Below are 26,555 nucleotides of genomic sequence, written 5' to 3'. Positions count from 1 at the left end.
AGATGAATCTCAACTAATTATCAAAGCCTTTTTTATGATAGAAATAGCCAAAGACAGCTAAGCCAATAACAATCCATAAAGTGATGGTTAAATAACCAATAAACAATGAATAATCAAACTGCTCAAGAAGACCAGGATTCATAAAAAACATAATCGGTCCCGTTGGAATGAATTTCATGATTGTTATCATAAACTCCTCACCAGACATCATTGCAAAAATTGGCAGCATTGATAGAAACATCACAGGCATCCCCAATAAGCCTGCTGTTTGTTGAGTTGGTGACAAAATACCAATCACAGAACTAAATAACAAAAGGGCTAGAGTTGTCATTAAAACATTCAACAAATAAAGTGGTAAACCAGAAATCGCGGCTCCTAAAATTACATAACAAGCAATCATCGAGATCATAAATAAAATGACCATGACAACCAGCTTACTAATCACAAACTCTAAACCTGATACGTCTGAAAGCATTAACGATCGAAGTGTTTTCTTTTCTTTTTCTTCCGCAATCGTAATAGCCATTGATGAAGCACCAATAACACCAAACCCTAGCATCGTTACGAGTGATAACACCATCTCTTTTACATGAGGATCGTTACTTCCTTCAACCAACAAGTATTTGTAGATAACCGCAAACAATACCGGCATAATAAAAACAAAAAATATACTTTTATTATTTAGGGTTAGTTTAAAATCTTTCTTAATTAGTGCTTTCCATTTACGCAAGTTCATAATCAGACCTCCCTGTGACATCTAAGAAAATATCCTCTAACGAGGGTTCAACCGAATGAATTGTTAAGATGTCATCGTCTTTACCATCATTTAAAATCTGTGCCAATCCATCATTACTTTTTTCGTACAATTTCCTTGTTCCCGATGCATAAACCACATTAATTTTATTTTGTGCATATTTTAATTTTAATTCATCTTTACTACCAATTTCCATAATTTCACCTTGGTCTAAAAAGGCAATGCGATCGCATAATTTTTCTGCCTCATCCATTGAATGAGTGGTAAGAAAAATAGTCGTCCCTTCTTGGTTTAAATTTCGTAGAATGGTATGAATTTCCAACGTTGTCTTGGGATCCAATGCCGCTGTTGGCTCATCTAAGAACAATATCTTGGGTTTATGAATAAGCGCCGTTGATAAAATGAGACGTTGACGCATTCCCTTCGATAACTTCTTGGCTAATTTACTTCGATCTTCCCACAGTCCAACTTGTCTCAACAACAATTCGACTTGGTTACGGTCAACATTTCTCAAATCAGCAAATAAGTTTAAATTTTCTAAAACGGATAAACCCTCGTAAATGTCGTTTGAATCAGTCATAATCCCTAAGGTGTCATACACTGAATTACCTAATGACTCCAGTGATTGATTAAATAAATAAGCACTCCCATTATTTAATTTTAATTGCTTCGTTAAAACTTTAATGGCAGTTGTTTTCCCAGCGCCACTGGGTCCTAAGAAGCCAAATATTTCATTATCGTAGACCGAAAATGATAAGTCATTTAAAGCGAGTGTTTCTTTAAATTTAACTGAAGCATTCTTTAATTTTAATATTTCTTTCATACTTTCCTCCTGTTTCACGAACAATCAAACTATACACCAAAGATTATAAAAAGTAATAAAAAAAGGCCCAACGACGTCAGATCAAGGCCCAATTATTCTATTTTTATCTCAGTGGCACCCTTATGACGCTGAGTGGAGCTGTGAAAGAAAGTCTTGATATCGCCGTTTACTCAACGGTATCGTTAAATCCTCCAAACTATCCAAAGAAATAACATAACTGTTTTTAGTCCATTGCTGAATCTCCGTCACATACAAAAGATTCACTAAATACGATCTATGGGATCGATAAAAATTATAACTCTCCAACTTTCGACTCAGTTCTTCTAACGTAAATTGTGTTGCAACAAGAGAATTTTTAATGTAAATATGACACACTGAATCGATACTCTCAGCATAATAAATATCTTGAATGGGAACAAAAATAGTTTTACCTTCTGTCTTCACTTCTAGTCTAGAATTCAGATCTTTTTGTTGAGAAAAATTAGCACCAATCATTTGTTCCAACGATTCATAAATCGGTATAAAACCACCCTCAACAAGATGGTAAGAGTTACCAGGCATCAACATTACTCTTCTAAATGATTCTGATGAGGTCACAATGCCAACACCTTCTTGAGACATGGTTTCTAATGTTTGCACAATTAGTTTCTGTGTTGACTTATCGACCGTCCCCAACGGATCTTCCATAAATACATAATCTGTCTCAGAAACGACTGCCCTTGCTAGCATCATCCGTTTAAATTCAGATTCATTAAGCGTAGAGATTCTTTTTTTCTTTAATTCATCTAATTGTGTCAGTTTTAAAACATCGTCAACTTGCTTACTACTGTTGTTTAAATCAGCAAATAACGCAAGGTAATCCTTCACTTTCAAATTTTCATAAGCTTTATCATCTAATGCTATAAACGTTAGTGATGACGTTTCTAATAACGGTATAAGTGTTGTAATCACCTGATGAAATGCTTCTCCTGAACACTCAAGATTAACGGCAACCTTTTTCTCACTAATTAATTTTTTTAAGTATTCAATTTGATGCATGGCAGTCCCCTTTTAATTTTATATTCATTATATACTTATTTAAAAAGTCTTTCAATTTTCGACTTCTTATTCTCATCATTTTAATAAAAAGAACTAAGTGTCATTAATTTTAGACCCTTAGTTCTTCAATTTATTTTTATAATGAATATGGAGGTAAAGTTCAAAACTCACAACAACCAAGTTGATGACATAGAATACGACAACGTAATTAATTGAGTTTGAGAGGACTTTTCCTAAAATTCCAAAGACATAACCCGATAGAATTAAGACAACAAATCCTGTACTTTTACCTTCGATAGATTTTGTTTGTAGTATTTTTATGACTGATAATGGCCATGAAATACCAAAACATATAATCATTAATGCTTCAAATACGCTTGACAATTAAATGCTCCTTTTCTTTTTTTATTAGCCTAAATACCTGATGACAATCTAGCTGAGAACACCTCAAGATGTTTCGTCTTTTCTACTTAGAAAATCGACTAAGGTATCGTAATTTAATAATTCGACCGAAAGAGGTTTTGTGTAATTCAATTCTGCTAAATACTCTAAATACTCATACATTACTGTTAATTTATTCACTTCTTTACTATTCACCGAAAACAACAAAATCATGAATACAGTTTTGTCTTTCACTTTTAATCCCTCTGGGATCACAGCAATTGAAACAACACTTTGTTTAGACATTGACATCATAGGGTGGGGAATACTGATGCCATTATCAAGAACTGTCGAAAATGTATTTTCTCTTTCGATAACCGAATTATAAAATGCTTTAGGATCTTCAATATATCCTTGTTTGTGGAGATTGAGAACCATGGTATCAATCAGTTCTAAATAACTTGAAGGTGCATTGCGACGCATGTATAATTCTCTTGGAAAATACGTCTCAATTTTTTCCTTTTTATTATTATCGATTGTCCCAAAATTTTCGACAACCTTTTCGACATTTTTAAGATCTTGGGGGGTTAGAATAGGATTAACTAAAACTGTTGCTTTGCCTTTAATTTCTTGGCTAAACGGGACAGAGCTCACAATTATTTCTTCTTTAATTTCATGATGATCTAGAACTACAAATTCTGAGTATGGCATAATATTGACCTCATTTAAATGAGGACTTAACTTGGACTGCAATTCTTTTTTTATAAGTCTTGCTGTTGCAAAGCCTGAACCACACACAATCAACATATCTTTTTTTACAAATAAATCATCAAGAGCAACCGCGACATGAAGTGAAATATAAGCAAGTTCTGTTTCGCTAATAATTACTTCTGTTTGTTCATAAATGATTGGAATAATTTTTGTTGAAATGACATATGCGAAAGGATACTTTTTCTTTATTTGCTCTGGCACATCACTATGTTCCATCTGACTTGATTGAACCCTTACCATTAAAGGGCCTAGATGTGTCAGAAGTTTCGCTTCAAAGTTATCACTTTCATTTAAATTAAGTTCATATTCTTCAAAAACAATGTGTATAAAACGATCGAAAATATCTTGTTCTTTGCTTGTTGCTAAACTAAACGCTGTACCAATTTCCAATAACCGTTTAGAATTAAAACAATTTTGAATAAAGGTTCTCTCGTTTGTGTTTAACATAATTTCAAAACTCATTTCGATGCGATTGCATAAATCATTGATAATATTCATCAACAATCGTGGTCCTTGTGGGTAGTCTATAATCTCATAACCGGCATCAATCCGTAATAAAGAAATAAAAATTTCTTTTGAAAATGAAATCATATCCTTATCAACCATGACACACTCATAATAATTCAATTCACGCTTTAACATTTCGTAAATCAAAATAAGCTCTTCTTCAGCTTTTTGCGGTTTAAGCTTCCGTTCAAACAAGAATGCTGAATTAAATGTCAGCTTATATTTATTGATTTGTTTGATTGTATTATAGATCATAACTCGTTTAGATTGCTCTGATCCTTCTAGTTTTATTCCTATCCCACTATCAATGATTAATTGACACTGCCCTAATCCTTCTATTTTACTCTCTACTCGTTTTAGATCAAGGTATGCAGTTCCTTTGGATACAAACAACTCATGAGCTAAAGTCTCTGTTGAAATATACTCATCTTCGTACAGTAATCGGTACAAGATGTAATTTTCTCGCTCGGATGGGGTTTGCGGAAGACCCACTTCATCCTCTTCACTCATCACTTTAATATGTTTCAATAGTTTTTCTTTTGCTGCTGGGTTTATGAAATAGCCTTTTCGACTCTCGGAGTCGATTTTTACATCAAACGCTTCAAGTTTCAAATTGATTTCTTTAATGTCTGTTCGAATTGTGCGATCCGATACTTTAAAGATTTCAGCTAGGCTGGGTCCATTCATCCAAATATTTGTGTTCAATAGAATCTCTAATAGTTTCCTACGTCTTGTATTCATAGGCTCCCTCCAACCTTATTATATGGTTCATGTGTTTAATTATCGAACTAGTTATTTTCCCCCAATCGTCTACGACCTAGGAAATGTCTTAAATATAACGTTACCTTTAGTTTATCATCGATTAGCAAAAAATGACCATTAAAGATAAAAAAAGGAATTGAGGGCTTCAATTCCTTTCGTGCAAGATTTTATTTTTGATCTTTAATAGCTTTAAAACTAATGAGTTCTATAGCGTTCTCTTTGATGTAATCTTGAATAGCCTTACTTGTAAGAGTTTCTACTTCTGTTTCTCGTGGACTCGTAAAACTTGATATTTCAATCAATTCATCATCAACAAATCCAGGATGGGTCATCACTTCAAGTGTACAATCTTTATCCTTATATTCATCTAATATCATGATTAAATGATCAAGGGTTGATTGTTCTTCGTTCCCACCAAATCGTCGATCAAGATAGTCCGTTGTTCTCACACCATATTTTTCCATCATAGGAATGTGGGTATCGTTTTGGCGACGAACCGGAACTCCCTCTTCTGATGCAATTTTCATTACAACTTCCACAACTTCATCATTCAATAAAGCATGGACGTGATGATGTGAGTCCAGGTGAGTTAACTCCAGTCCCGTTTCTTTAAATTTAGCTAATTGTGCTCTAAATTCTTTTTCAATTTCATTCACATCATAATCTTTAGGAATTGAGGATGGATTTCGGTAAAACTTGCCTTCTTCAGTTGTTATACTAGGCAAATCTGATGCTGGTAACACGGGTGATCCGTACGTTAATGTTAAATGAAGACCGCAAGCTAAAAGTCCAATTTCTTCAGCTTTTTTTACGGCATAATCTAACGTTTTTGAATTGGCTAATAACGATGTATCACGTACAATTCCGTCAACGATTCCTTTAGCAATTCCATCCGTGACTCCTGGGGTAGAACCAAAGTCATCGGCTTTAATAATTAATTTCATTTACTGATTCTCTCTTTCAACCAATGTTTTTTCATACGCTTTAAAGAATGGATAATAAATAATAATATCAATCACGATAACACCTAGAACTAAGAAGAATGCTCTCCAATCCATTGTTGCTAGGGGCAACCCTATGAATGGTGGCGTTGTCCAAGGAACCGCAATATATGCACGTCCAATAAAGCCCCATTTGGTTGCATAAAAGCCTATAAATGAGTTTATCAGTGGCGTTAAAATAAATGGAATAGCGATAATTGGGTTTAAGATAATTGGAGTTCCAAAAATAATAGGCTCATTAATCCCAAATAAACCTGGTAACATTCCAACTTTAGCAACTGTTCTTAATTGTTTAGATTTACTTCGTAACATTAAGAACATGAGCCCCAAGGTTGCTCCTGCTCCTCCCATGACCACAATATATACTGAAAGAGGTCCTGTCATAATGAATGGTAATGGTTGACCGGCAGCTTTTGCTGCTGAGTTTGCCATTAAGTTTGATGTATAAACAGCTGATGTAATTCCACTTGTTACTGCACCACCATGAATCCCAACAACCCAAAGCACATGAGAAATAAACATCAAGATGACTGGGAACCAGACACTATCTGTTCCTTCTAATACTGGTGTTAAGACTTTGAAAATTAATTCTGGAATGGATAAAGTTGTAAATGAAATACTGACAAGGTTAATAATATAGAACAATAATACGTTCACGATTAATGGTATTAAAGATGTAAATGTTGCAGATACTGCAGGTGGTACACCTTCTGGCATCTTAATTCGGATATCTCGCTCGAGTAAAAAACGTGTTATTTCAACGGTTAGAACCCCAATGAGCATCGCTGTAAAGAACCCTTTCGCATCCAATAATCTTACTGGCATTGCTCCTTCTGTTGCAGGTGCTGCAACAAGCAAGAACACAACCATTGAAATCATACTTGCTGAAAATGGATCAATTGTATTAATTTTTGCTTTATAGTGCTTAGCTAAGTTATAGGCAACTGCACCAGCCACAAAGAGTGACATTATTCCCATGGTCATGACAAAGGGTGTAATAATCGCTTCTCCATTAGCAACCGCCCAATCATACCAAGCAAGTAAAAACTTGAACAATATATTTGTAGGTTTTACCATCGTAGGGTCCACTGGTGGGGAAGCGACTAAGAGGGAAATACCCCCAATAATTGTTAATGGTATGGTAATAATAAGAGCATTACTAATGGATTTTACATATTTTTGATTACCAAATTTTGTTGCTATCGGTACTAATTTTTTCTCAATAAAATTTCTAATCTTCTCAAAATTCATTGCTATTCTCCTCCTATTTTATTTAAAATCAGGGAAATACCCTTGATTAGCTTCAATTAACGCATCCAAGACTAATTTTGCTTTATTTGCATTTGGAATTGTTAAATTAAGCGTTAATGCTTTTAATGCTTTCTCATATGATCCTTCTAAACATGCTTCTACGGCTAAGACTTCATATCCTTTTTCTATTTCCATAAGCGATTTTTGAAAATCAGGAATTTCTCCCACTGCAATAGCATCAGGTCCATTCGCTCCAACATAACATGGCACTTCCACAATAACATCATCTCTAAAGTTAGAGATACTGCCATAATTGGGAACATTCACGATGTATCGATTCTTTAAATCGTTAGCAATTGAAATAGCTACACCGACAATATAATCACCATGAGCGTTGGTATCTAACTCAGAATCATCGATACTATTATTTCGAATAACTCGCTTACATTCTTCAAACACATCTTTATGACGTGTATCCATGACATAATTTGCTCTTGAATAGTTTGGATCCATTGTTTTCAACATATCATCTGGAAATAAATAATATTGTAAGTATGTTAAAGGTATGGCATCTGGAAAGAATTCAATCATTTTCATGATTCTTTCAAAGACATCATCCCAGTACTCATCACGTGCACTTTCTTCTGGCTTTAAATCATTTAATTGTCCAGATTTAACCCCTTGGATTATATCTTGTGCATAATCATGACCATTTTTATCATATATTTTAGTAAACCAACCAAAGTGATTTAAACCATAATAATCAAAAGTTAATTCATGATGTTCTTTTCCTATTAAGTTTGCTAATCCTAATTCTTGTCCGATTGGCATGTCACAAAGACACATCACTTTTGCTTCTGGAACTGCTCTCATCAACGCTTCTGAAATCATTGCTTCAGGGTTACTGTAATTTAGAACCCATGCATCTGGACAGTACTTTACCACGTCTTTTGCGATTTCAATCATAGCTGGAATCGTTCTCATTGCAAAAGCAAAACCACCAGGACCACAGGTTTCTTGACCGATTAAGTCAAATTGAAGAGGTATCTTCTCATCCAATTCCCGTTGTTTTAATCCACCAGGTCTAATTTGAACTAATAGAAAATCAGCATTCATAAATGCATCTTTTCGTTCTAATCCCCAGTTCACTTTAATAGATGGTGCATGTTTTTTTGCCATAATCTGACAAAACTGTCCCATAATATTTAATTTTTCTTCATCAATATCTTGTAAATATACTTCCTCTAAACTGAGGTCTTTTCGGTTAACGAGTAGACTCTTAAATATTCCAGGAGTAAAACTACTCGCACCACCAACAATTACTATTTTCTTTTTCATTTTTCTCCTTTAAACCAAAATTTCCTTAATAACATCAAGCAATAACATCGTTGTCATTAAATGATCTTGAGCATGAATCATGATGAGCGTTGGATGATTATCCATGCCCTCTTCAAGAATCTCTTTTTGAATGTTATGTACCTTCTTAATGAGGTTTTGTGCCTCATTTAATAAATCATTGGCTCGTTCGCTATTGTTCATTTTATATTCTCTGATTGATTCAATAGCATAACTTTTCGCACTACCTGATAAAGAGATTATCTGCAATGCTGCTTGGTTCATATCAATATCATCATTTTCCATATACTTTACTTCATACTTTCTTCTTTCATTTCTTTTGCCATTTCTAATATTTTTTCCCCATCTGCAATGCCATACAAGAAAGGATCAATAATTTGAAGTGGAATTCCAAAACCATTTGCTTTTTCAGTTAGTTCATCTTTTTTATATGACATTTGGGGTCCAAGTAAAACGACATCATAACTTGGCCCAATATCATCAAAAGAGTCAACTGGCCATGCTTCAATAACCCAATCCTGTTCATCTTCTTGTAAAGATTTTTTCATTTTACTTACAATTAAGCTTGTGGACATCCCTACAGAACACAGTAATAATATTTTCATTATATTTCTCCCTTCTTTGCTAAAAATTCAATCATTGTTTCATAGTTTAATAGTTCTTCTGGTAATGGTTTTGAATAATTAATTTCAGCAAGATATTCTAAATAGTCATACAACACTGATAACTTGGCTAATTCTTTACTATTAACTGAAAATAATAGAACAATATACACTGTCTTATCATCGACCTTCAATCCTTCTGGAATAATGGCAACCGACACCACACTCTCTCGGGACATTGAAACCATTGGATGAGGAATACCAATACCATTATCTAAAACAGTCGAGAATATTTTCTCTCTTTCTAAAACGGATTCATAAAATTTTTCTGCACTCTCAATATATTTATGATGATATAAGTTCATAACCATGGTTTTCACTAAAGCTAAATAACTTTTATCTTGTTTTTCAATTCGATAGAGTTCTTTAGGGAAATAAGTTATGAGTTCTTCGCGTGCATCATCATCGATTGTTCCAACATTCCCAATAACCTTTTCAAGGTTTTTTAGATCTTGTAATGTTAAGATTGGATTCACTAGAATAATCGGTTTGTCTTTAATATTTTTATGTATTGGTACAGATGTCACAATTATTTCCTCTTTAATTTCGGAAGGTTCTAAGTTATCAAACTCAAAATATGAAATTATATTGATTTGATTAACATAAGGACTCAATCGTGAATTTAGTTCTTTTTTAATAAGCCTAGCGGTTGCAAATCCAGACCCACAAACCACCAATAAATCTTTCTTAACAAAGATATCATCAAGGGCAACAGCAACGTGTAACGCAATATATGATAATTCTGTTTCACTGATAATTACATTTGTCTCTGCATAAATAATTGGCAGAATTTTAGTCGATATCACATAAGCAAACGGGTATTTTTTCTTTATCTGCTCTGTTACATTACTGTTTTCCATTTGATTTGTTTGTATTCTAGCAATCATCGGTCCTAAATGCGTCTTTAAGTTTTTTTCAAAGTTTTCACTACTACCTAAGTCCAATGAGTACTCATTTTTTACTTCACTTAAAAACTCTTCGAGTATATCATTTTCCTTGGATGATCCTAGAGTCAAGCTATGTCCAGTAGAAAGCAAACGTTTAGAATTAAAACTATCCTGAATAAACATTCGTTCATAAGTATTTATCGTCAATTCAAAGCGAAGTTCTAAACTTGAGCAAAAGTCATTAATGATATTCATTAACAACGAAGGCTGTTTATCGTTGGCTTTAATTTGATGACCTTCTCTAATCCTTTGAAGTGATATGTACACCTCTTTTGCCAAAGAAACCATGTCTTTATCAACCATGCTACATTCATATCGGTTTAATTGATTAATGAGCATTTCGTAAATGGAAATAAGCTGATCTTCTACATCTTGAGGGTCAATCTTTCGTTCGTAGTAAAATGAAGAATCAAAGGTCAAATCATATTTATTTGTTTGTCTAATCGTATTTGTAATCATAATACGACGATCTTTCTCTTTACCCGAAACTTTAATTCCAACACCACTATCAATTATTAATTGACATCCGACTGCTTGTTCAAATTTTTTCTCAATTCTTTTTAAATCTAAATAAGCCGTCGCCTTGGAAACAAATAATTCTGTGGCGAGTTGTTCAGTCGACAGATAATCATCCATATACAACAATCGATAAAGCATATAATTTTCACGCTCTTCTGGAGTTTGTGGAAACGCATCTTCACCCTTTCCTGTAATTGAATCCCCATTTTTATTCAAAATATCTTTTTGGTCTGGTTCTATGAAATAGCCCCTTTTGATATCAGAATCAATCCTTACCCCATACTCCGCAATCATTGTATTGATTTCTTTTATATCTGTCCGAATTGTTCGAGCTGATACCCTAAAAATATCTGCTAAACTTGCCCCATTCATCCATATATTCGTATTCAATAAAATCTGTAATAGCTTCCTACGTCTTGTGTTCATAGGCTCCCTCCATCTTCATTATATGTATCTCTGTCTGTATTATCGAACTAGTTAATTTCCCAATCTAAGCGCTTTCTTAGGAAAAGAATTAAAAATTTGTATAGCTTAACTTCATTTTAGCATTTATTCTTTCTATGTTTACCTAATCTTCTATGATAAAATTAGCGTTAAGATGAAGGTGAGGAAAAACATGGACACTTTGCGTGGTGTGATTGAAAATATCGTGGGTTTTTTTAAGGGAAAAAACAAATTACTGGATGAATACTATGATGACTATAATTTTACAATGTCAAAAAAACTCTTTTATATCCTTAGTTTATGTGTTTGGATTTTAATATTTTTACTCTTTGTGATTAGTTTTTTCATCGTTTATAACCTTTTAGAACCTAAATAAAAAACCAGATTAAGTTTCCCTGAAGAGGAAGACAATCTGGTTTTTTACTTTATATTTTTATATATTCACTCACATCAAGGGAATAATCACAGTTGTCAACGTCAAAACCGTTCATATTCAAAAAGTCTTGTTTAAAGTATTTAAATTCAATCATATCAAGAAATTCATCATCTTGGAACTTCGCTAATATTTTTTCGACTTGACTTTGAGCCTGTAATTCATACTTATCTAAACGGTATATGTCATGAGTATTTTGCTGACCATACACTCGGTCTTTGAATAATCTATATTTATGTTGGGTAATTGTTTCATGAGTTTTTTCTTCTTTCATAACTTTGAATAATGCACTGACGTAGATCGCCATCGTTGGAATAAAAACTGATGCTTTCGTGACTACGGCTTTTGATGCACTAATAATCGCTTCCCCATCATAGGGTTTGAGTAAGGCATTAATTTTTTTGTTTGTTTTTTCCAAATCTCGTTTGGCTTGCCCTATCGTGCCATCTTTATAAATCGGATCTGTTAGCGATGAGCCGATATATGTATAGGTCACAAACTTACAACCTTCATTGATAAGATCAGCGTCCACTAACGCTTTTGCCCATAAGTAATAATCACTTCCTCCCATGACGTTGATTGTATCTTCAATCTCTTGAGCTGTTGCTGGTTGCAGTGTTTGTGTTTTTAACTCTTTACTCATGATATCAATGGTTGTTCCGGTGTATGGTTGGTTAATTGGTTTGAGACTGGAGACATATTTCTTTTGGGTGTCAGGATCTATTCTTATGCCACTTGCCACTGAATAAATAACACAATCAATCTTTTTATTCTTGCTTTTTAAATCATCAATCACTCTTTGTTTTGTTTCATGTGCAAAGCAATCTGCGTTTAAATCATCACTTTCAAAGCCGTGCTGCTGTGCTATCTCTTCAAAGAAATGATTGTTATAATATCCAGCAGATGCTGTTCCACGACCTCTTGCAGCTCTTTCATAACTAACGTTATAAGTGTATGCATTGCCTTTGAATGTCAGTGCGATTCGACTGGCCAATCCATAGCCTGAACTTCCTCCAATAATTAATACATTGATTGGTTTCTCTTGAATTACTTCATAATCTTTAAGTTCATTAATTTGATTTATAATATTTTGTTTACATCCTAAGGGATGGGCGTTTAATGCGACACCCTCACGGATCATTGGTTTTAGACTCATACTCGTCCTCCTCATTAAAAGTATTGCAATATTTATTATATTATGTTTTACTTTGATTATCAAACTAATAAGTTTGGGAGGTCACAATGAATTTAGAAAATATAGAAAAACTAATGCAAATACTCGAAGAATCAAATCTTGAAAGTCTATCGTATAAAGATAAAAATTTTGAACTCTGCTTACACAAAGCAAAAGAAGGATTGCATGTCTCGCAACCTGTTATAGCAGAAAAATCAAGTACTAACCCTGTCGATATTATCGATGAAAACGATAAGGTCAAGTCACCATTGGTGGGTGTGTATTATTCAAAACCTGCGCCTACGGATGAATCCTTTGTATCTGTCAATCAAACTGTAAAAAAAGGACAAACACTTTGTATCATCGAATCCATGAAAGTCATGAATGAAATCAAAGCACATAAAGACGGGAACATTGGTGAAATATACTTAAAAGATGGAGAGATGGTTGATTATGATCAGCCATTATTTTTAATTCAATGAAACTCATCCAAAAAGTATTGATCGCTAATCGGGGTGAAATTGCGATTCGAATTATTCGGTCTTTGCGGGAAATGAATATCAAATCTGTTGCTATTTATTCGACTGTGGATAAAGATTCGTTGCATGTCATGTTAGCCGATGAAGCTGTGTGTATTGGTGATCATCGTTTAATAAACTCTTATCTGAATAAGAATGCAATCCTTCAAGCTGCTATAAACACACAAGCTCAAGCCATTCATCCTGGGTATGGACTCTTAAGTGAAAATGCAAGTTTTGCGAAAGCATGTCACCATCTTGGTCTTGAATTTATCGGTCCTCACTACAAAACAATTGAGTTGATGGGTGATAAACAAAGTGCAAGAGAAACAATACGTGCTGCAGGTGTTCCAATTGTTCCAGGGTCTAAGGGTCTTGTTTCAAATCTTGATGAGGCTCATCAACAGGCCAAGCACATTGGCTTTCCACTGCTTGTTAAAGCGACAGCGGGAGGTGGCGGTAAAGGTATGAGGATTTGTTATGACAAAGAATCGCTAAGTCATGCTTATCAACAAGCCGTCTTAGAAGCACAGACAGTCTTTGGTGATGGATCTGTCTACATGGAACGATTCATCGAAAACCCACGACACATCGAAGTACAAATTTTGGGCGATAAACATGAAAATATTGTACATCTATTCGAAAGAGAGTGTTCAGTGCAACGTAACAATCAAAAAATGATTGAAGAAGCACCAGCTCATAACATCAAGCCCGCAACACAGAAAAAATTATATGATGTTGCACTTAAGGCGGCACACTCTATTCAGTATGAATCAGCAGGAACCTTAGAATTTATAATGGATAAAGATGAGAATTTTTATTTTATTGAAATGAATACACGCATTCAAGTTGAACACCCTATTACCGAACAAATTACGGGTGTTGATCTTATCAAAGAGCAAATTAGGATTGCTGAAGGACGACGTCTCTCTGTCACTCAAAGTGATTTAAAAATTAATGGCTGTTCCCTTGAATTACGCATCAATGCTGAGGATCCTTACGATAAGTTTAAACCAGTATCAGGTAAGATTGGTGCCATTCATTTTCCTGGAGGACATGGCATACGTGTTGATTCTTTTTTATATCAAGGTTACACCATTTTACCGTTTTATGATTCAATGATTGCGAAAATTATTGTCCACTCAAGTTCTCGAGAGGATGCTATTGAAAAAGCAATCCGTTCAATGGAAGAACTAAATATCGAAGGCATAAAAACAAATCAAGAATTTCAACTTGAAATCCTTTTAAGTGAAGCCTTTCTTGATAATAATTATGATACATCGCTTGTTGAGAAATTCTTGAAAGGAGAAATTCAATGACACTCTTAAGTAACATCAAAAGTCGAAAAGAAAAAGTTGATGCACATAAAGATACTGACAGTATTGAAAATCATTTAGAAATACCAGATGGTCTTTACGACAAATGTCCTCAATGTGATTATGTTGAAGAAACAGTTCATTTTTATCAAAATAACTGGATCTGCTCGGAATGTAACCACCATCTAAGAATGCATGTTGCAGCAAGAATTAAGCTAATTTTTGATGAATTTAATGTTTTTAATCATATCATCAAATCTAAAGATCCGCTTAATTTCCCAGGTTATCAAGAAAAATTGGAAACATTAAGTGATGAAAATGGTGTCTATGATGCCGTAGTCTGTGGCGAAGCAATTCTTGCGAACAAATCTGTTATTGCAGTGATTATGGATCCAAACTTTATGATGGGTTCGATGGGAACAGTCGTTGGTGAAAAAATTACCCGAGCATTTGAACGTGCTCAAAAACAAAAGAAACCTATCCTAATATTCAGTGCTTCAGGAGGTGCTCGGATGCAAGAAGGTATATTAAGTCTCATGCAAATGGCAAAAATAAGTGGAGCTGTGAGCAAATTCAATCAAAGTGGCGGTCTTTTTATTAATGTACTCACTGACCCAACTACGGGTGGTGTGACTGCAAGTTTTGCCATGTTGGCTGATATCATCTTAGCTGAACCCAATGCACTCATTGGCTTTGCAGGACCTCGAGTCATACGTCAAACCATGAATCACGACTTACCAGAAGGATTTCAACGCTCAGAATTTTTATTAGAAAAGGGATTTATTGATAAAATTGTTGATCGGACACAATTAAAGAACACATTAAACCATCTTCTAGAATTACACGAGGTGAAATGATGAATCCAACAATCAAACGTTTAGAAAAAGAAATTAAACTATTAAAAAAAGATAACCTTGATACAAGTCATTTAGAAAAATCATTAGGAATCCTTAAACAAGAAATCAAATCAAAAATGAGTGCGTGGGACCATGTACAAATGGCACGTGACTTAAACCGTTATAATACAAAAGAAGTTATTGCATCTCTTTTTGACGACTTTATTGAGTTACACGGTGATCGTTATTTTGGTGATGACAAAGCTATTTATGGTGGAATCGCCTTTTTAGGTTCCCTTCCAGTAACTGTCATTGGAATTAATAAGGGAACCCATACCCAGGATAATATCGAGGCAAATTTTGGCATGGTCCATCCTGAAGGGTACCGAAAAACCCTACGCCTTATGAAACAAGCTGAGAAATTTAATCGACCTATTATCACATTTATAAACACACCTGGAGCATATCCAGGTGTTGAGGCCGAAGAACGTGGACAAGGTGAAGCAATTGCTCAAAATCTCATGCAAATGATGGAACTGAGTGTACCAACTATATCAATCATTCTAGGAGAAGCTGGGAGTGGTGGTGCTTTAGCACTCGCTGTCACAGATCAAGTATGGATGCTAGAAAATGCTATCTACTGTATTTTGTCACCTGAGGGTTTTGCTTCAATCTTATTAAAAGATGCAAGCAAGGCAAGTGATGCCGCAGAATCAATGAAGATAACAAGTAAAGATATGTTACAACATGGAATCGTCGATGAAATAATTTATGAAGATAAGGACTTTGAAGAGGTAACCCATTACATGAAACAACGATTAATCACTGAATTAGATTCTCTTTCAAAACTTAAATCTCATCGTTTAAAAAAACTCCGGTATGATCGATTTAGAAAGTTTGGTGATGTAATTCATGAACACTAAAATCATTCGAACAGGCCATTATCTACCTAAAACAAAAATAACCAACACAGACTTTGAATCCGTGATGGATACCAATGATGAATGGATTAGAAAACGAACAGGAATAAGACAACGACGATTCTCTAAAGAATCTGCGACCTATATGGCAACTCAAGCCGCACACAATGCCTGTATCGACATTGATGTTGAATCAATCGATTGCATTATTGTCGCCAGTTATACTCCTGACACGTTTATCCCCACGATTGCGAATGCAGTCAGAGCAAACTTAAATATAACTAGACCTATCGCATCATTTGATTTAAATGCTGCTTGTTCAGGCTTTCTTTTTGCTTTGCAAACAGCGAATGCTTATCTATTAGCAAAGATATATAAACGAATTCTCGTCATTGGTGTTGACAAAAACTCTCAATACTTAAATTTCGAGGATCGCTCAACGTCTATATTATTTGGTGATGGTGCTGGAGCAGTTCTTGTTGAATTGGGAGATAAAGGAATCATTGATTGTATTCTTGGCGGTGAAGCTGACAATAATGACTCAATAACTATGAAAAATGCGACCCATACACCCAATCCATTCATCCAAAATAAACCTTTTACCCATGAATATTTTAAAATGAAAGGACCCGAAGTCTTTAAATTTGCAACCAGAATTATTACCCAAGCAATTAAAGAAATTCTTATAAAAAATTCTTTAACCATCGACGAGATTGATTACATCGTTGCCCACCAAGCTAACAAACGAATTTTAGAAAGTGCAGCACGAAGTTTGAACTGCTCTTCTGAAAAATTTCTAACAAACATTGAAAACTATGGGAATACTTCTTCTGCTAGTGTCCCAATCCTTCTTGATGAACGACTGAAAGATGACACTATTTTAGAAGGAATGACCATTATTCTTATCGCTTTTGGTGGCGGTTTAACCTACGGAACAGCGCTTGTGGAAATGTAAAATATTGACAAACAAATAAAACAATTATATAGTTTGAATGTCAAACTATTATTATAGGAGGAACTTATGAAAGAAAAAATTATTGAAATTGTAGCCGAAATACTTGATACAACTGTTGAAGACATCAAAGAAGATGCACTCATTATTGATGATCTTGGAGCCGACTCCATCGCAGTTATGGAAATTGTCATGGAGCTAGAAGAAGTTTATGATTTTGAAGCACCAACTGAGGATGTTCTAAATCTCAAAACTGTCAATGATATCATTAAGTATATCGAAGCGAAATCATAAAATGAAAGGATTTCTATTTGCTGGCCAAGGTCAGCAATTTCTTTTAATGGGGAAAGATTTAGCCGAAACTTACCCCTTGGTAAAGGAAATATACGATACTGCACATTCAATATTAGATTATAATCTTTTTGATTTAACTGAGGAGCAATTACAAACAACTCGATATACACAACCCGCGCTCTTTGTTTTAAATCATGCAATCTGTACTATTCTTGAAAAATATGGTGTCGATGCCGATGCAACCTGTGGTTTATCTCTTGGTGAATATAATGCTTTAGTCTGTGCGAATGTTATTTCGTTTGAAGATGCTCTAAAAATAATTATTCAACGGTCAAACCTAATGCAAAATGCATTTGAACCTTTCACCACCGCTATGTTAGCATGCATCAAAACAGATCAAGCAAGAATTCAAACACTTCTCCAAGATTCTCCCGTTGAGATTTGTAACATTAATACTCAATCTCAAATTGTCATCGGAGGATTAAAATCAGACATTGAAAAAATTCAACCGCTCTTAAAAGAAGCAGGGGTCAAAGCAATTCCCATCAAAATGTCGACAGTCTCTCATATGTCACTTTTAGATGAAACAGCAAAACAGTTGAACGACGAACTTCAGGTCTATTCATTTAATAAACCGACAGTCCCCTTTATCAACAATATATCGGGATTTGTACAAGAGAACGACTTTGTAAGGTCATTAAGTCAACATATCGCAAGACCCACACAATTTCTAACATCGATTCAAACGATGCAAAGCTTGGGTGTAAAAACCTTTATTGACATTGGCCCCAAAGGAACACTCTCAAAATTTGTAAAAGAAATCTGTGGTAAAGAAACAGAAACCTTTAATATATACAATCTAGACACATTAAGGAGTTTTATGAATGAATAAAAAAATTGCAATTGTAACTGGAGCTACTAAAGGTTTAGGACTAGCTATTGCTAAACAACTTGTCAGTGATGATTACTATGTGATTGGAACCTACATCAGTGATTATCCCGGCGAATACCTCGAATCAATTCAAGATAAAAACTTTGAACTTAGACAAGTCGATTCAAGTAATTATGACGAATGTCTTGAATTTTCAAAAACAATAAAAGCTGAATTCAATCATGTATCAGTACTCATTAACAATGCTGGTATTGTAAAAGACAAATTATTAATCTCAATGTCCCCTGATGATTTCAAAACTGTGATTGATGTAAACTTAACGGGTGTCTTTAACATGACGAAAGCTTTTTCTAAAGGCATGTTACGCCAACGCTTTGGTAACATTGTTAATATTACCTCAGTCATTGGAGAAATTGGAAATGTTGGTCAGGCTAACTATGCTGCAAGCAAAGCAGGACTTATTGGTTTCTCCAAGAGCATTGCGAAAGAATTTGCACCACGAAACATTCGTGTTAACTGTGTTGCACCTGGATTTATCGAAACAGACATGACTCATAATTTAACAGATGACTTAAAAAAAGACATCTTAGATAATATTGCACTCAGTCAACTTGGAAAAGCTGAAGATGTCGCTCATGCCGTTAGTTTTCTAGTCAGTGAGCAAGCACGATACATCACAGGGCAAGTTCTCAACGTTTGTGGTGGAATGGTTATATAAGGAGATGAACATGAAAAAAAGAGTTGTTATTACTGGAATGGGAATGATTAGTCCCATCGGAAACAGTGTTAATGAAGCCTTCCAAAACGCCATCAATGGTGTCAGCGGAATAAAAATTATCGATAGTTTTAATACCGATGAACTCAAGGTAAAAATAGCTGCACCTGTCGAAAATTTTGATCCGAGTCCTATTTTATCAAAACGTGAAATAAGACGTCAGGATTTATTTAGTCAATTCGCAGTCGTTGGAGCCCATCAAGCTTTTGAGGATTCAAAACTCGAAGGGAACATTGATCCTAAACGACTTGGTGTTATCTTAGGGACTGGAATGGGGGGTATGCAAACATACGCCAATGATTTAAATAAAGCGTTTGATGGTGGACTTAAAAAAATACCACCGATGTTTATTCCTATGATTATCCCCAATATGGCGAGTGGTAATGTCGCAATAGCTTTCAATGCTCAAGCCCATACCACAACGATAACCACTGCATGTGCTGCCGCAACTCACGCAATAGGTGATGCTTATCGTTTAATTCAACATGATTATGCAGACGCCATGATTACAGGTGGAACAGAAGCAGCTGTCAATCCATACACACTTGCAGGTTTTTCAGCACTCACTGCTTTAAGTACAAACCCTGATCCATCCAAAGCTTCACGTCCTTTTGATAAACATCGTGATGGGTTTGTTTTGGGAGAAGGAGCTGGAATACTCGTCATTGAATCATTAGACCATGCACTCAATAGAAAGGCTCACATTTACGCTGAAATTATAGGTTATGGCTCCAGCAGTGATGCCTATCATATAACGGCACCCAACGGCATTGGTGCCCAAGACGCTATGAAATTAGCCTTAGACGATGCCAACCTAAAACCAGAAGACGTTGATTATATCAACGCACACGGAACCAGCACACCCATTAATGATAAATTTGAAACGGATGCTATCAAACAAGTCTTTAAAGATCATGCATACCATCTCGCAATCTCTTCAACCAAATCAATGCACGGACATGCTTTGGGAGCAACCGGTGGAATTGAAGCCATTCTAAGTGTAAAAACAATCACAGAAGGGGTCATTCCACCCACAATAAACCAAGAAACAAGTGATGAAGAATGCGATCTAAACTACACACCCAACGTTGCACAAAAGAAAAACATTGACGTCGCTATGTCAACATCCCTTGGATTTGGTGGACATAATGCCGTGTTAATTTTTAGAAAGTATGGTGAGAAACATGATTCTTAATAGTAACGACATTCAGGACATTATCCCTCATCGATACCCTTTTTTATTAGTCGATAAGGTCATAACAATGAATGAAACATCAATCAAAGCAATTAAAAATGTTTCCGCAAATGAAATGCATTTTATGGGACATTTTCCACAGAAACATGTCATGCCTGGTGTCTTAATTTGTGAAGCACTTGCCCAAGCAGGAGCCATCGTTCTTTTATCAAAAGAAGAATACAAAGGAAAACTTGCCTACTTTGTCGGCATTGATGACTTCAAATTCAAAAGACAGGTGATCCCTGGTGATACCTTGGAACTCAATGTTGAATTAATTAAACTAAAAAGTATTTTAGGCATTGCGAAAGCAAGTGCCAGTGTGAATGGAGAAGTGTGTGCCCATGGGACAATTAAGTTCGCAATCTCAGATTAAAATCGGAACAGACATTGTATATATCCCCCGCTTCAATGATAAAATAAACAATCAAAAATGGATCAATCGTATTTTGACTCCCAATGAAATCCTACTTTTCAACAATTTAAACTCCAAACGAAGAAAGCTTGAGTTTTTTTCAGGACGATTTGCTGCGAAAGAAGCCTATTCAAAAGTATTGGGTACAGGAATTGGACACTGTGATTTTCATGATATCGAGATCCTCTACGATACAATGGGAAAACCAATCTCCAATAAAATGGAGGTTTCAATCAGTCATGATGAAGATTATACAATTGCAATGGTGATGGTTTATGAAAAAGTTTAATATGTTCATTACATTTCTAGTTCTGCCTATTTATTGGATTCGAAGTCAAGTGATACGACGGTTTGGAAGCGAAACAAAGAAAGATAAAGAACTAAGAATGTATCCCGACCATTACCTAGGTTTTAGAAGAATAAGTGTAAAAATAATTGGCAAACAACCAAACAGTCAAACACCCTGTATTTATATTGCTAATCACCAATCCATGAATGATATTTTCATTACGATTGCTGCAGTCAACAAACCTTTTCGATTCATCGCAAAAAAAGAACTCTTTACCAATCCAATTTCAGGGACATTTATGAAAATGAGTCAATCTTATCCACTTGATCGTGAAGATCCTAAGCAATCTTTAATGATCCTTAAACAAGCATTAAAGGATGTTGAAAAAGGGTATAGTATTTTAGCATTTCCTGAAGGTACACGATCTCACACCAAAGAAATGCTTCCCTTCAAAGATGGTATGTTTGCAGTCTTAAGAAAAGCAAATGTACCGATTGTTCCGATGTATATTCAAGAAAGTTTTAACGAAAATCAAAAAGAATTTAACGTTCACTTTTGCCAAGCTATCGAAAAGGATACGTACCAAACAATGAAAACAATTGAATTAAGTCAATTAGTCCGTACACTGATGGAAGAAAAAATGAAATCAATCTACGCATAATATTCACTCTGCTTAACCAATGAACCTCATCTTGTTATAATAAGACTATATAATAGAAAAGAGGTTCATTCATGCAAGAAAGAATAAATAGAGTTATCAATAATCACCAGTTGTCATGTCAAGACTCAAATAATTATTTCTATGTACTGAGAGGATTTAAGGGTTTCATCGATACAATTTCCATTCCAGTAAAGAAACAAAACAACACGCTAGAAAACTTTACGAATTATTATTGCTTAGAAGAAGATTGGAATAGAGAAGAAATTCCAGGACTCATTACTGTAACGGTCACGTTTAATTTTTTTGATGACAAACTTCTTGATGAAACACTTGATCTAGTTCCTTTCTTACCCTTATCACTTGAAAATATTAATATTTTTAATAGCAATAATCCACTGATTGGAGTCAGTGAAGACTTAGATATGACCAATGAGCAACGATTGATGTTTCTTCAATCGATCAATCTAATCTAAAAGAGAAGCCGGCTAAACCGACTTCTCTTTCTTTATGATTCAATATCTTGATCACTAATATCATTCAATTGAATGGTCAACGCATCAATGGATATGCTGAGTTCTTTCAATAAATAAGCAAGCGAGATGATAAGCAACACTAACGATGCTGTAAATAAAATTCCTGCAAGCCAAGGTTGCTGGATAAGTGCAACCAACATACTTGAAACAGCTGCAATAAAACTCGAAGCTCCAAATATCTGCATCTTTTTGATGACGTCCATCCGATATTTTAAATTCGCAATTTGATCTAAATTTTCTTGCCGTGGATTTTGACGGTGTTCATTATAAAGATTTCGAATTAAGTCCGCTAAGACAACAAATCGATTCGTATACGCTAACATCAATAAAGATATCGCTGGAAAAATAAGTGCTGGTGTTGTGAGTGAAAAATCAAAAATAAATTTCATACGACCCCTCCCATGGCTCATAGACTCTTGACAAATTATACATCAATTTCTCTTCATTTAAAAGAATCAAAGTACCTATCCTCAATTCGACCGACCTCATAACCATCAAACACATCTGGATCTAAGATCAATGCTTCTTTTTGGGGCTTGCTTAGTTTTTTTATTGAATATTCAAGTTTGCTTGCACTCGAACGATCATTAGCATGCCATAAAGCCTCCAAGCTAATTACATTACGACTTTTTGTATACGCTGCTGCTTTAGGAGTTTTTTTAACATGTTCTTTCATCCGACGACTAAGATCAGTGGTGATCCCAGTATACAAACTATTGTCATCACACCGTATCATATAGACAACATACATTTTCTCACCATCCCTACATCTACACCACTATTTTGATTTTCTATATGCTTCTTCCAAAAAATCATATTCCTGATGAATTGATTCAAGAATATTATAAGGATCAATGATTTGTATCCCTTCTTTTTCAAAATATTTAAAAACAGGATAAAAGTACTGATATTCCTTCGTATTTGAATAATAGATTACATCAAGATCTAATTTATAAGTTTCCTGATTACGACATCTCACTAAAGCATAAAATTCTTCACGATTCATATGATTTTGTCGTTTACGATAATCAAGGCCTTGCGACCCTTTATAGCCACGTGTTTCGATAGATAATTCTATTGACTCAATATCTCTATAAGGGATAAACCTACCTTCACGCTTATTAAAGATTCCTTTGATAATTTTCACATAGGGTAAAGTTCCCCTTGTGACATCAACTTCAATCCCATTGCGTTCAACGACAAAATATGAATGATAACGATGATAATTATACAAACGTACAATAGACTGTAAAAGAAAAATGAAGAGACCAGAAGCAATTGGGTAGAGTCGTTCAACAGGATTTTCAAACGTTCCAAATAAACCTGCAACGATGAGAATACACGGTCCTAATAAAAACATAAACACTCTGAATTTACTTTCCGGTTTACCAAACTCAAATCCATCTGGAAAGTCTAATTTCCCTTTGACTAATTCTTCTAGTGGTATATGTAAAATCTGACTTAAGATCACTAAGTTATCAATCGTTGGATAACTTTCACCTTGTTCCCACTTTGAAATTGATTGACGTGATACATGCATTTTTTTTGCTAAATCATCTTGCGTCATATTATCAAGTAAACGATATTTCTTTATTTGTTGATTAATGATCATTGTAATTTCCTCCTAACCCAAGATTAGAATATCTTACGTTAAATTGCACGCACTTAATCGTTGCATCCCGTATTAAGTCCTTATTATTGTTGTTTTTATTATACTATACTCCTTGAGATTAACATAAGAAAACCGACTTTCGTCGGTTTATCTTGTTTATTCTTTATTTCTTATTTTGATTCCTAATCCTATAACAATCAGTGAGAGTGAGAGTGCATTCATCTTACTGAATGCTGAGATACCTGTTTGAGGTAAGATGCTTGAATCAGGGGTTTTATCTGAATTATCTTCTGTTGTCGTATCGCCATCTGTTTTATTATCAGTTGGTGTGTCGACATCAGCATTTCCATTATCATTTTTTTCTTCCAAATTACTTATAATAAAATCTAAGTATTCTACAGAAATTCTAACTTGTTCTTCTGTCATTTCTGTTTTTCTAATTTCCTTTAATAACTCAATTGTTTTAACAAGGTATTCTTTTGATTCTGGAGTATATTTATTATTATTCAATAATGCTTCCGCTTCCGCAATTTTTTCATCTAATAACGTATAATCAACTTTTTCGATGCGAACTTGAACCATTGATTTTTCATTGGTATCGAGTGTTTGATAGTATGCTTCGAATTTTTGATCTTTGTTAACAACGGTATCTGGACTTGTCCAATACCAATCTTGTGGAAGTTCAATATCTTTTAATTTCGTTCCTTTTTGAACGGTAAACTCTAAATCATCTGCAAGTGAGTTTTTAACAATTTCAAGTGTTGTCGACGTACGAGCAACTTTGGCTGCTAAATCATCATTTAACTTAACACCTTCTGGTAATGCACTGTAATGAATATTATATGTTCCAGCAGGAAGCTTGGAAAGTTTATCTAACTCATGGACACCTGCCACTTTTAGGTTAACGTTTTTATTTCCACCTTTGTGATCAAACATTGGGGAATCTTCGATTGAAAAATCTAAAAAGTAACCTTCTTTTGTGCTTAAATCTTTCAATGGGTTAAATGCTTGTCCACGTGTCATTGTTAATGGTTTAACACCATTAATATAAGGCGCAGTTTCATAATATGATTGATTGGCTTTGGCTTGTGTTTCTGTTTGTGAATATGAGACATAATCGACCTCAAATTCTGTTCCAGCTAATCCATCACCAACATGACCTGGCCATGCTCCACCCATTGCTAAGTTCAATTGAATGTATTGAGGCTTACTGAAGATATCTTTAGCCATTGGATCTTGTGCATAAGGCACTGTTCGTACTAAGACATCATCAACGTACCAATCCATACGGTCTTCATGCCAGTCAAATGCGAATGTATGGAAATCATCATTGAAGACTTCACCTATTGTATGTGATGTTCCACTTCCAGAGAATTTACCAACATTTTCTTCTGTTGGACCATAATGAACAGTTTGATAGACAGTTCTATTCCCTGCTGCACCATAGGTTTCACTACCAATTAATTCCATGATATCAATTTCACCTGTACTTGGCCATCCGTGACCTTGTTCACCATTTATTTTACCATCAAGTGTGAAATCAGCACCTAAAGTCCAAAAGGCTGGGAAGACTGCTTTACCTTTAGGTAACTTCGCTTTAATCTCTAATTTACCATAAAGGAATTCTCTTTTACCATGTGTTCTGATACTTCCAGAATTATATTTAACTTTACGACTTGGATCTCTTGGATGATCATATTGATCTTCTTTGGCACGGTCCGTTGCTCTTAAAACAAGTTTTCCATCTCTTAAAAATACATTTTCTTCATCATTAACATAGTGTTGATGCTCTGTTCCACGAATCATTCCTAATTCATAGCCCCAATCATCACTATTTAATTGATCTTGATCAAACTCATCACGCCATACTTCTTTATATGACTCTTCTGGCTTCGGTTTTTCTTCTTCAGGAAGCTTAGTTTCCCCTTTAGTAATAACAACATTATCGATGTATGCATTCGATTTCTTTGTTTCTTCTTTATCTGACCATTTCACAAGTTGTATTAAGGCTTGCTTATTTTTTTCAGTATTAAATGTATATTCCACTTTTGTCCATTCTGTATTTGTAACAGCTTTGTCTACAGACGAACCTTTGTGTTCAATGACACTTTGTTGACTATTATTTGCCCACCAACGACCTGTGAAGATAGCATCGGCTCCTTCAACGTCAACTTTAACATAAGCACTCACAGTATAATCTGTGTACTGTTCCAAATTAACTACTTGCCCAATAAATCCATTTGCCATTCCATTGGATACGGCTGTGTTAGGAATTACACCTGATTTAGTTCCATTACCAAAACTAACACCATCAGCAATTTCCCCTTTGTTTCTTTGGTTCCAAGCAGCTCCTCCCTTTTCAAAATCTCCATCAACAATGATTGGTGTTTCTTGTTTTGTTTCGGCGCTAATTGGGTTAACACTCGAAACCATAACCAGTAAGACCAAGAATGATTTGAATAAATTACTCATACTTTTTTTCATA

Annotated in this window: 30 protein-coding genes; 14 read left to right on the top strand and 16 right to left on the bottom strand. The window is 34.7% G+C overall.

Annotated features, from left to right (window positions below; all coding sequences use genetic code 11):
* Positions 1 to 13: 13 nt before the first annotated feature.
* From GVV10_RS01335 to GVV10_RS01285, 11 genes are all read right to left on the bottom strand, one after another.
* The gene (locus tag GVV10_RS01335; RefSeq protein ID WP_159518750.1) at positions 14 to 736 is read right to left on the bottom strand and encodes an ABC transporter permease; all 723 of its coding nucleotides are present in this window, start codon (positions 734 to 736) and stop codon (positions 14 to 16) included.
* Positions 723 to 1,577, bottom strand: coding sequence for an ABC transporter ATP-binding protein (locus tag GVV10_RS01330; protein WP_159518748.1), 855 nt, complete (start codon positions 1,575 to 1,577; stop codon positions 723 to 725). Before GVV10_RS01330 ends, GVV10_RS01335 begins: the two co-directional genes overlap by 14 nt.
* A gap of 120 nt (positions 1,578 to 1,697) precedes the next feature.
* A complete protein-coding gene (locus GVV10_RS01325; protein ID WP_159518746.1) occupies positions 1,698 to 2,615 on the bottom strand; it encodes a LytTR family transcriptional regulator DNA-binding domain-containing protein in 918 nt (305 codons plus the stop codon).
* 117 nt (positions 2,616 to 2,732) lie between these two features.
* The gene (locus GVV10_RS01320; RefSeq protein WP_159518744.1) at positions 2,733 to 2,999 is read right to left on the bottom strand and encodes a hypothetical protein; all 267 of its coding nucleotides are present in this window, start codon (positions 2,997 to 2,999) and stop codon (positions 2,733 to 2,735) included.
* Positions 3,000 to 3,062: 63 nt separating this feature from the next.
* Positions 3,063 to 5,015 carry a BglG family transcription antiterminator gene (locus GVV10_RS01315; protein WP_159518742.1) on the bottom strand — a complete coding sequence of 651 codons (1,953 nt, stop codon included), beginning with the start codon at positions 5,013 to 5,015 and terminating at the stop codon, positions 3,063 to 3,065.
* 188 nt (positions 5,016 to 5,203) lie between these two features.
* The gene (locus GVV10_RS01310; protein ID WP_159518740.1) at positions 5,204 to 5,980 is read right to left on the bottom strand and encodes a carbohydrate deacetylase; all 777 of its coding nucleotides are present in this window, start codon (positions 5,978 to 5,980) and stop codon (positions 5,204 to 5,206) included.
* Positions 5,981 to 7,288, bottom strand: a complete 1,308-nt coding sequence (locus GVV10_RS01305) for a PTS sugar transporter subunit IIC (protein ID WP_159518738.1) — start codon at positions 7,286 to 7,288, stop codon at positions 5,981 to 5,983.
* An 18-nt stretch (positions 7,289 to 7,306) separates the two neighbouring features.
* On the bottom strand, positions 7,307 to 8,626 hold the full coding sequence (locus GVV10_RS01300) for a family 4 glycosyl hydrolase (protein WP_159518736.1): 1,320 nt from the start codon (positions 8,624 to 8,626) through the stop codon (positions 7,307 to 7,309).
* Positions 8,627 to 8,635: 9 nt separating this feature from the next.
* Positions 8,636 to 8,929: a PTS lactose/cellobiose transporter subunit IIA gene (locus tag GVV10_RS01295; RefSeq protein WP_159518734.1), complete on the bottom strand. Its 294-nt coding sequence runs from the start codon at positions 8,927 to 8,929 to the stop codon at positions 8,636 to 8,638.
* A 5-nt stretch (positions 8,930 to 8,934) separates the two neighbouring features.
* Complete coding sequence (locus GVV10_RS01290) at positions 8,935 to 9,249, bottom strand: PTS sugar transporter subunit IIB (RefSeq protein WP_201289963.1); 315 nt, start codon at positions 9,247 to 9,249, stop codon at positions 8,935 to 8,937.
* The gene (locus GVV10_RS01285) at positions 9,249 to 11,198 is read right to left on the bottom strand and encodes a BglG family transcription antiterminator (RefSeq protein ID WP_159518732.1); all 1,950 of its coding nucleotides are present in this window, start codon (positions 11,196 to 11,198) and stop codon (positions 9,249 to 9,251) included. Before GVV10_RS01285 ends, GVV10_RS01290 begins: the two co-directional genes overlap by 1 nt.
* Positions 11,199 to 11,388: 190 nt before the next feature.
* Here GVV10_RS01285 and GVV10_RS01280 point away from each other — a divergent pair, with 190 nt between their 5' ends.
* Entirely contained in the window at positions 11,389 to 11,592 is a 204-nt protein-coding gene (locus tag GVV10_RS01280) for a hypothetical protein (protein ID WP_159518730.1), read from the top strand.
* A 49-nt stretch (positions 11,593 to 11,641) separates the two neighbouring features.
* On the opposite strand, the gene fabV is transcribed toward GVV10_RS01280, so the two are convergent.
* Positions 11,642 to 12,805: an enoyl-ACP reductase FabV gene (gene fabV, locus GVV10_RS01275; protein WP_159518728.1), complete on the bottom strand. Its 1,164-nt coding sequence runs from the start codon at positions 12,803 to 12,805 to the stop codon at positions 11,642 to 11,644.
* A gap of 86 nt (positions 12,806 to 12,891) precedes the next feature.
* Here fabV and GVV10_RS01270 point away from each other — a divergent pair, with 86 nt between their 5' ends.
* The 13 genes from GVV10_RS01270 to GVV10_RS01210 all read left to right on the top strand — a co-directional run bounded on the left by GVV10_RS01270 (position 12,892) and on the right by GVV10_RS01210 (position 22,398).
* Entirely contained in the window at positions 12,892 to 13,305 is a 414-nt protein-coding gene (locus GVV10_RS01270; RefSeq protein WP_159518726.1) for an acetyl-CoA carboxylase biotin carboxyl carrier protein, read from the top strand.
* Positions 13,302 to 14,660: an acetyl-CoA carboxylase biotin carboxylase subunit gene (locus GVV10_RS01265; RefSeq protein WP_159518724.1), complete on the top strand. Its 1,359-nt coding sequence runs from the start codon at positions 13,302 to 13,304 to the stop codon at positions 14,658 to 14,660. The genes GVV10_RS01270 and GVV10_RS01265 overlap by 4 nt, the downstream gene beginning before the upstream one ends.
* Positions 14,657 to 15,514: an acetyl-CoA carboxylase, carboxyltransferase subunit beta gene (accD, locus tag GVV10_RS01260; protein WP_159518722.1), complete on the top strand. Its 858-nt coding sequence runs from the start codon at positions 14,657 to 14,659 to the stop codon at positions 15,512 to 15,514. The genes GVV10_RS01265 and accD overlap by 4 nt, the downstream gene beginning before the upstream one ends.
* Positions 15,511 to 16,416: an acetyl-CoA carboxylase carboxyltransferase subunit alpha gene (locus GVV10_RS01255; protein ID WP_236261843.1), complete on the top strand. Its 906-nt coding sequence runs from the start codon at positions 15,511 to 15,513 to the stop codon at positions 16,414 to 16,416. The genes accD and GVV10_RS01255 overlap by 4 nt, the downstream gene beginning before the upstream one ends.
* On the top strand, positions 16,406 to 17,368 hold the full coding sequence (locus GVV10_RS01250; RefSeq protein ID WP_159518720.1) for a beta-ketoacyl-ACP synthase III: 963 nt from the start codon (positions 16,406 to 16,408) through the stop codon (positions 17,366 to 17,368). Before GVV10_RS01255 ends, GVV10_RS01250 begins: the two co-directional genes overlap by 11 nt.
* 66 nt (positions 17,369 to 17,434) lie before the next feature.
* Entirely contained in the window at positions 17,435 to 17,659 is a 225-nt protein-coding gene (locus GVV10_RS01245) for an acyl carrier protein (RefSeq protein WP_159518718.1), read from the top strand.
* 1 nt (position 17,660) lies between these two features.
* Positions 17,661 to 18,551, top strand: a complete 891-nt coding sequence (locus tag GVV10_RS01240; RefSeq protein ID WP_159518715.1) for an ACP S-malonyltransferase — start codon at positions 17,661 to 17,663, stop codon at positions 18,549 to 18,551.
* Positions 18,544 to 19,269 carry a 3-oxoacyl-[acyl-carrier-protein] reductase gene (gene fabG, locus GVV10_RS01235; protein ID WP_159518713.1) on the top strand — a complete coding sequence of 242 codons (726 nt, stop codon included), beginning with the start codon at positions 18,544 to 18,546 and terminating at the stop codon, positions 19,267 to 19,269. The genes GVV10_RS01240 and fabG overlap by 8 nt, the downstream gene beginning before the upstream one ends.
* A gap of 10 nt (positions 19,270 to 19,279) precedes the next feature.
* Positions 19,280 to 20,521: a beta-ketoacyl-ACP synthase II gene (fabF, locus tag GVV10_RS01230; RefSeq protein WP_236261842.1), complete on the top strand. Its 1,242-nt coding sequence runs from the start codon at positions 19,280 to 19,282 to the stop codon at positions 20,519 to 20,521.
* Positions 20,511 to 20,936, top strand: coding sequence for a 3-hydroxyacyl-ACP dehydratase FabZ (gene fabZ, locus GVV10_RS01225; protein WP_159518708.1), 426 nt, complete (start codon positions 20,511 to 20,513; stop codon positions 20,934 to 20,936). The genes fabF and fabZ overlap by 11 nt, the downstream gene beginning before the upstream one ends.
* Complete coding sequence (gene acpS, locus GVV10_RS01220) at positions 20,905 to 21,264, top strand: holo-ACP synthase (protein ID WP_159518706.1); 360 nt, start codon at positions 20,905 to 20,907, stop codon at positions 21,262 to 21,264. The genes fabZ and acpS overlap by 32 nt, the downstream gene beginning before the upstream one ends.
* Positions 21,251 to 21,925 carry a lysophospholipid acyltransferase family protein gene (locus tag GVV10_RS01215; protein ID WP_159518704.1) on the top strand — a complete coding sequence of 225 codons (675 nt, stop codon included), beginning with the start codon at positions 21,251 to 21,253 and terminating at the stop codon, positions 21,923 to 21,925. The genes acpS and GVV10_RS01215 overlap by 14 nt, the downstream gene beginning before the upstream one ends.
* Positions 21,926 to 21,996: 71 nt before the next feature.
* Complete coding sequence (locus GVV10_RS01210) at positions 21,997 to 22,398, top strand: hypothetical protein (RefSeq protein WP_159518702.1); 402 nt, start codon at positions 21,997 to 21,999, stop codon at positions 22,396 to 22,398.
* A gap of 32 nt (positions 22,399 to 22,430) precedes the next feature.
* Here the strand turns inward: GVV10_RS01210 and GVV10_RS01205 are convergent, their stop codons facing one another.
* From GVV10_RS01205 to GVV10_RS01190, 4 genes are all read right to left on the bottom strand, one after another.
* Positions 22,431 to 22,847 (bottom strand): DUF2721 domain-containing protein, encoded by a 417-nt coding sequence (locus tag GVV10_RS01205; protein WP_159518700.1) that lies wholly within the window; start codon positions 22,845 to 22,847, stop codon positions 22,431 to 22,433.
* Between the two features lie 53 nt (positions 22,848 to 22,900).
* Positions 22,901 to 23,209, bottom strand: coding sequence for a GIY-YIG nuclease family protein (locus GVV10_RS01200; protein WP_159518698.1), 309 nt, complete (start codon positions 23,207 to 23,209; stop codon positions 22,901 to 22,903).
* A gap of 27 nt (positions 23,210 to 23,236) precedes the next feature.
* Positions 23,237 to 24,070, bottom strand: a complete 834-nt coding sequence (locus GVV10_RS01195; protein WP_159518696.1) for a helix-turn-helix domain-containing protein — start codon at positions 24,068 to 24,070, stop codon at positions 23,237 to 23,239.
* A 156-nt stretch (positions 24,071 to 24,226) separates the two neighbouring features.
* Positions 24,227 to 26,554, bottom strand: a complete 2,328-nt coding sequence (locus tag GVV10_RS01190; protein ID WP_159518694.1) for a family 16 glycosylhydrolase — start codon at positions 26,552 to 26,554, stop codon at positions 24,227 to 24,229.
* Position 26,555: the final 1 nt, after the last annotated feature.

This window comes from Erysipelothrix urinaevulpis, from assembly GCF_009828835.1.
Classification (GTDB): domain Bacteria; phylum Bacillota_I; class Bacilli_A; order Erysipelotrichales; family Erysipelotrichaceae; genus Erysipelothrix; species Erysipelothrix urinaevulpis.
This window is presented reverse-complemented; position numbering and strand designations above follow the sequence as displayed.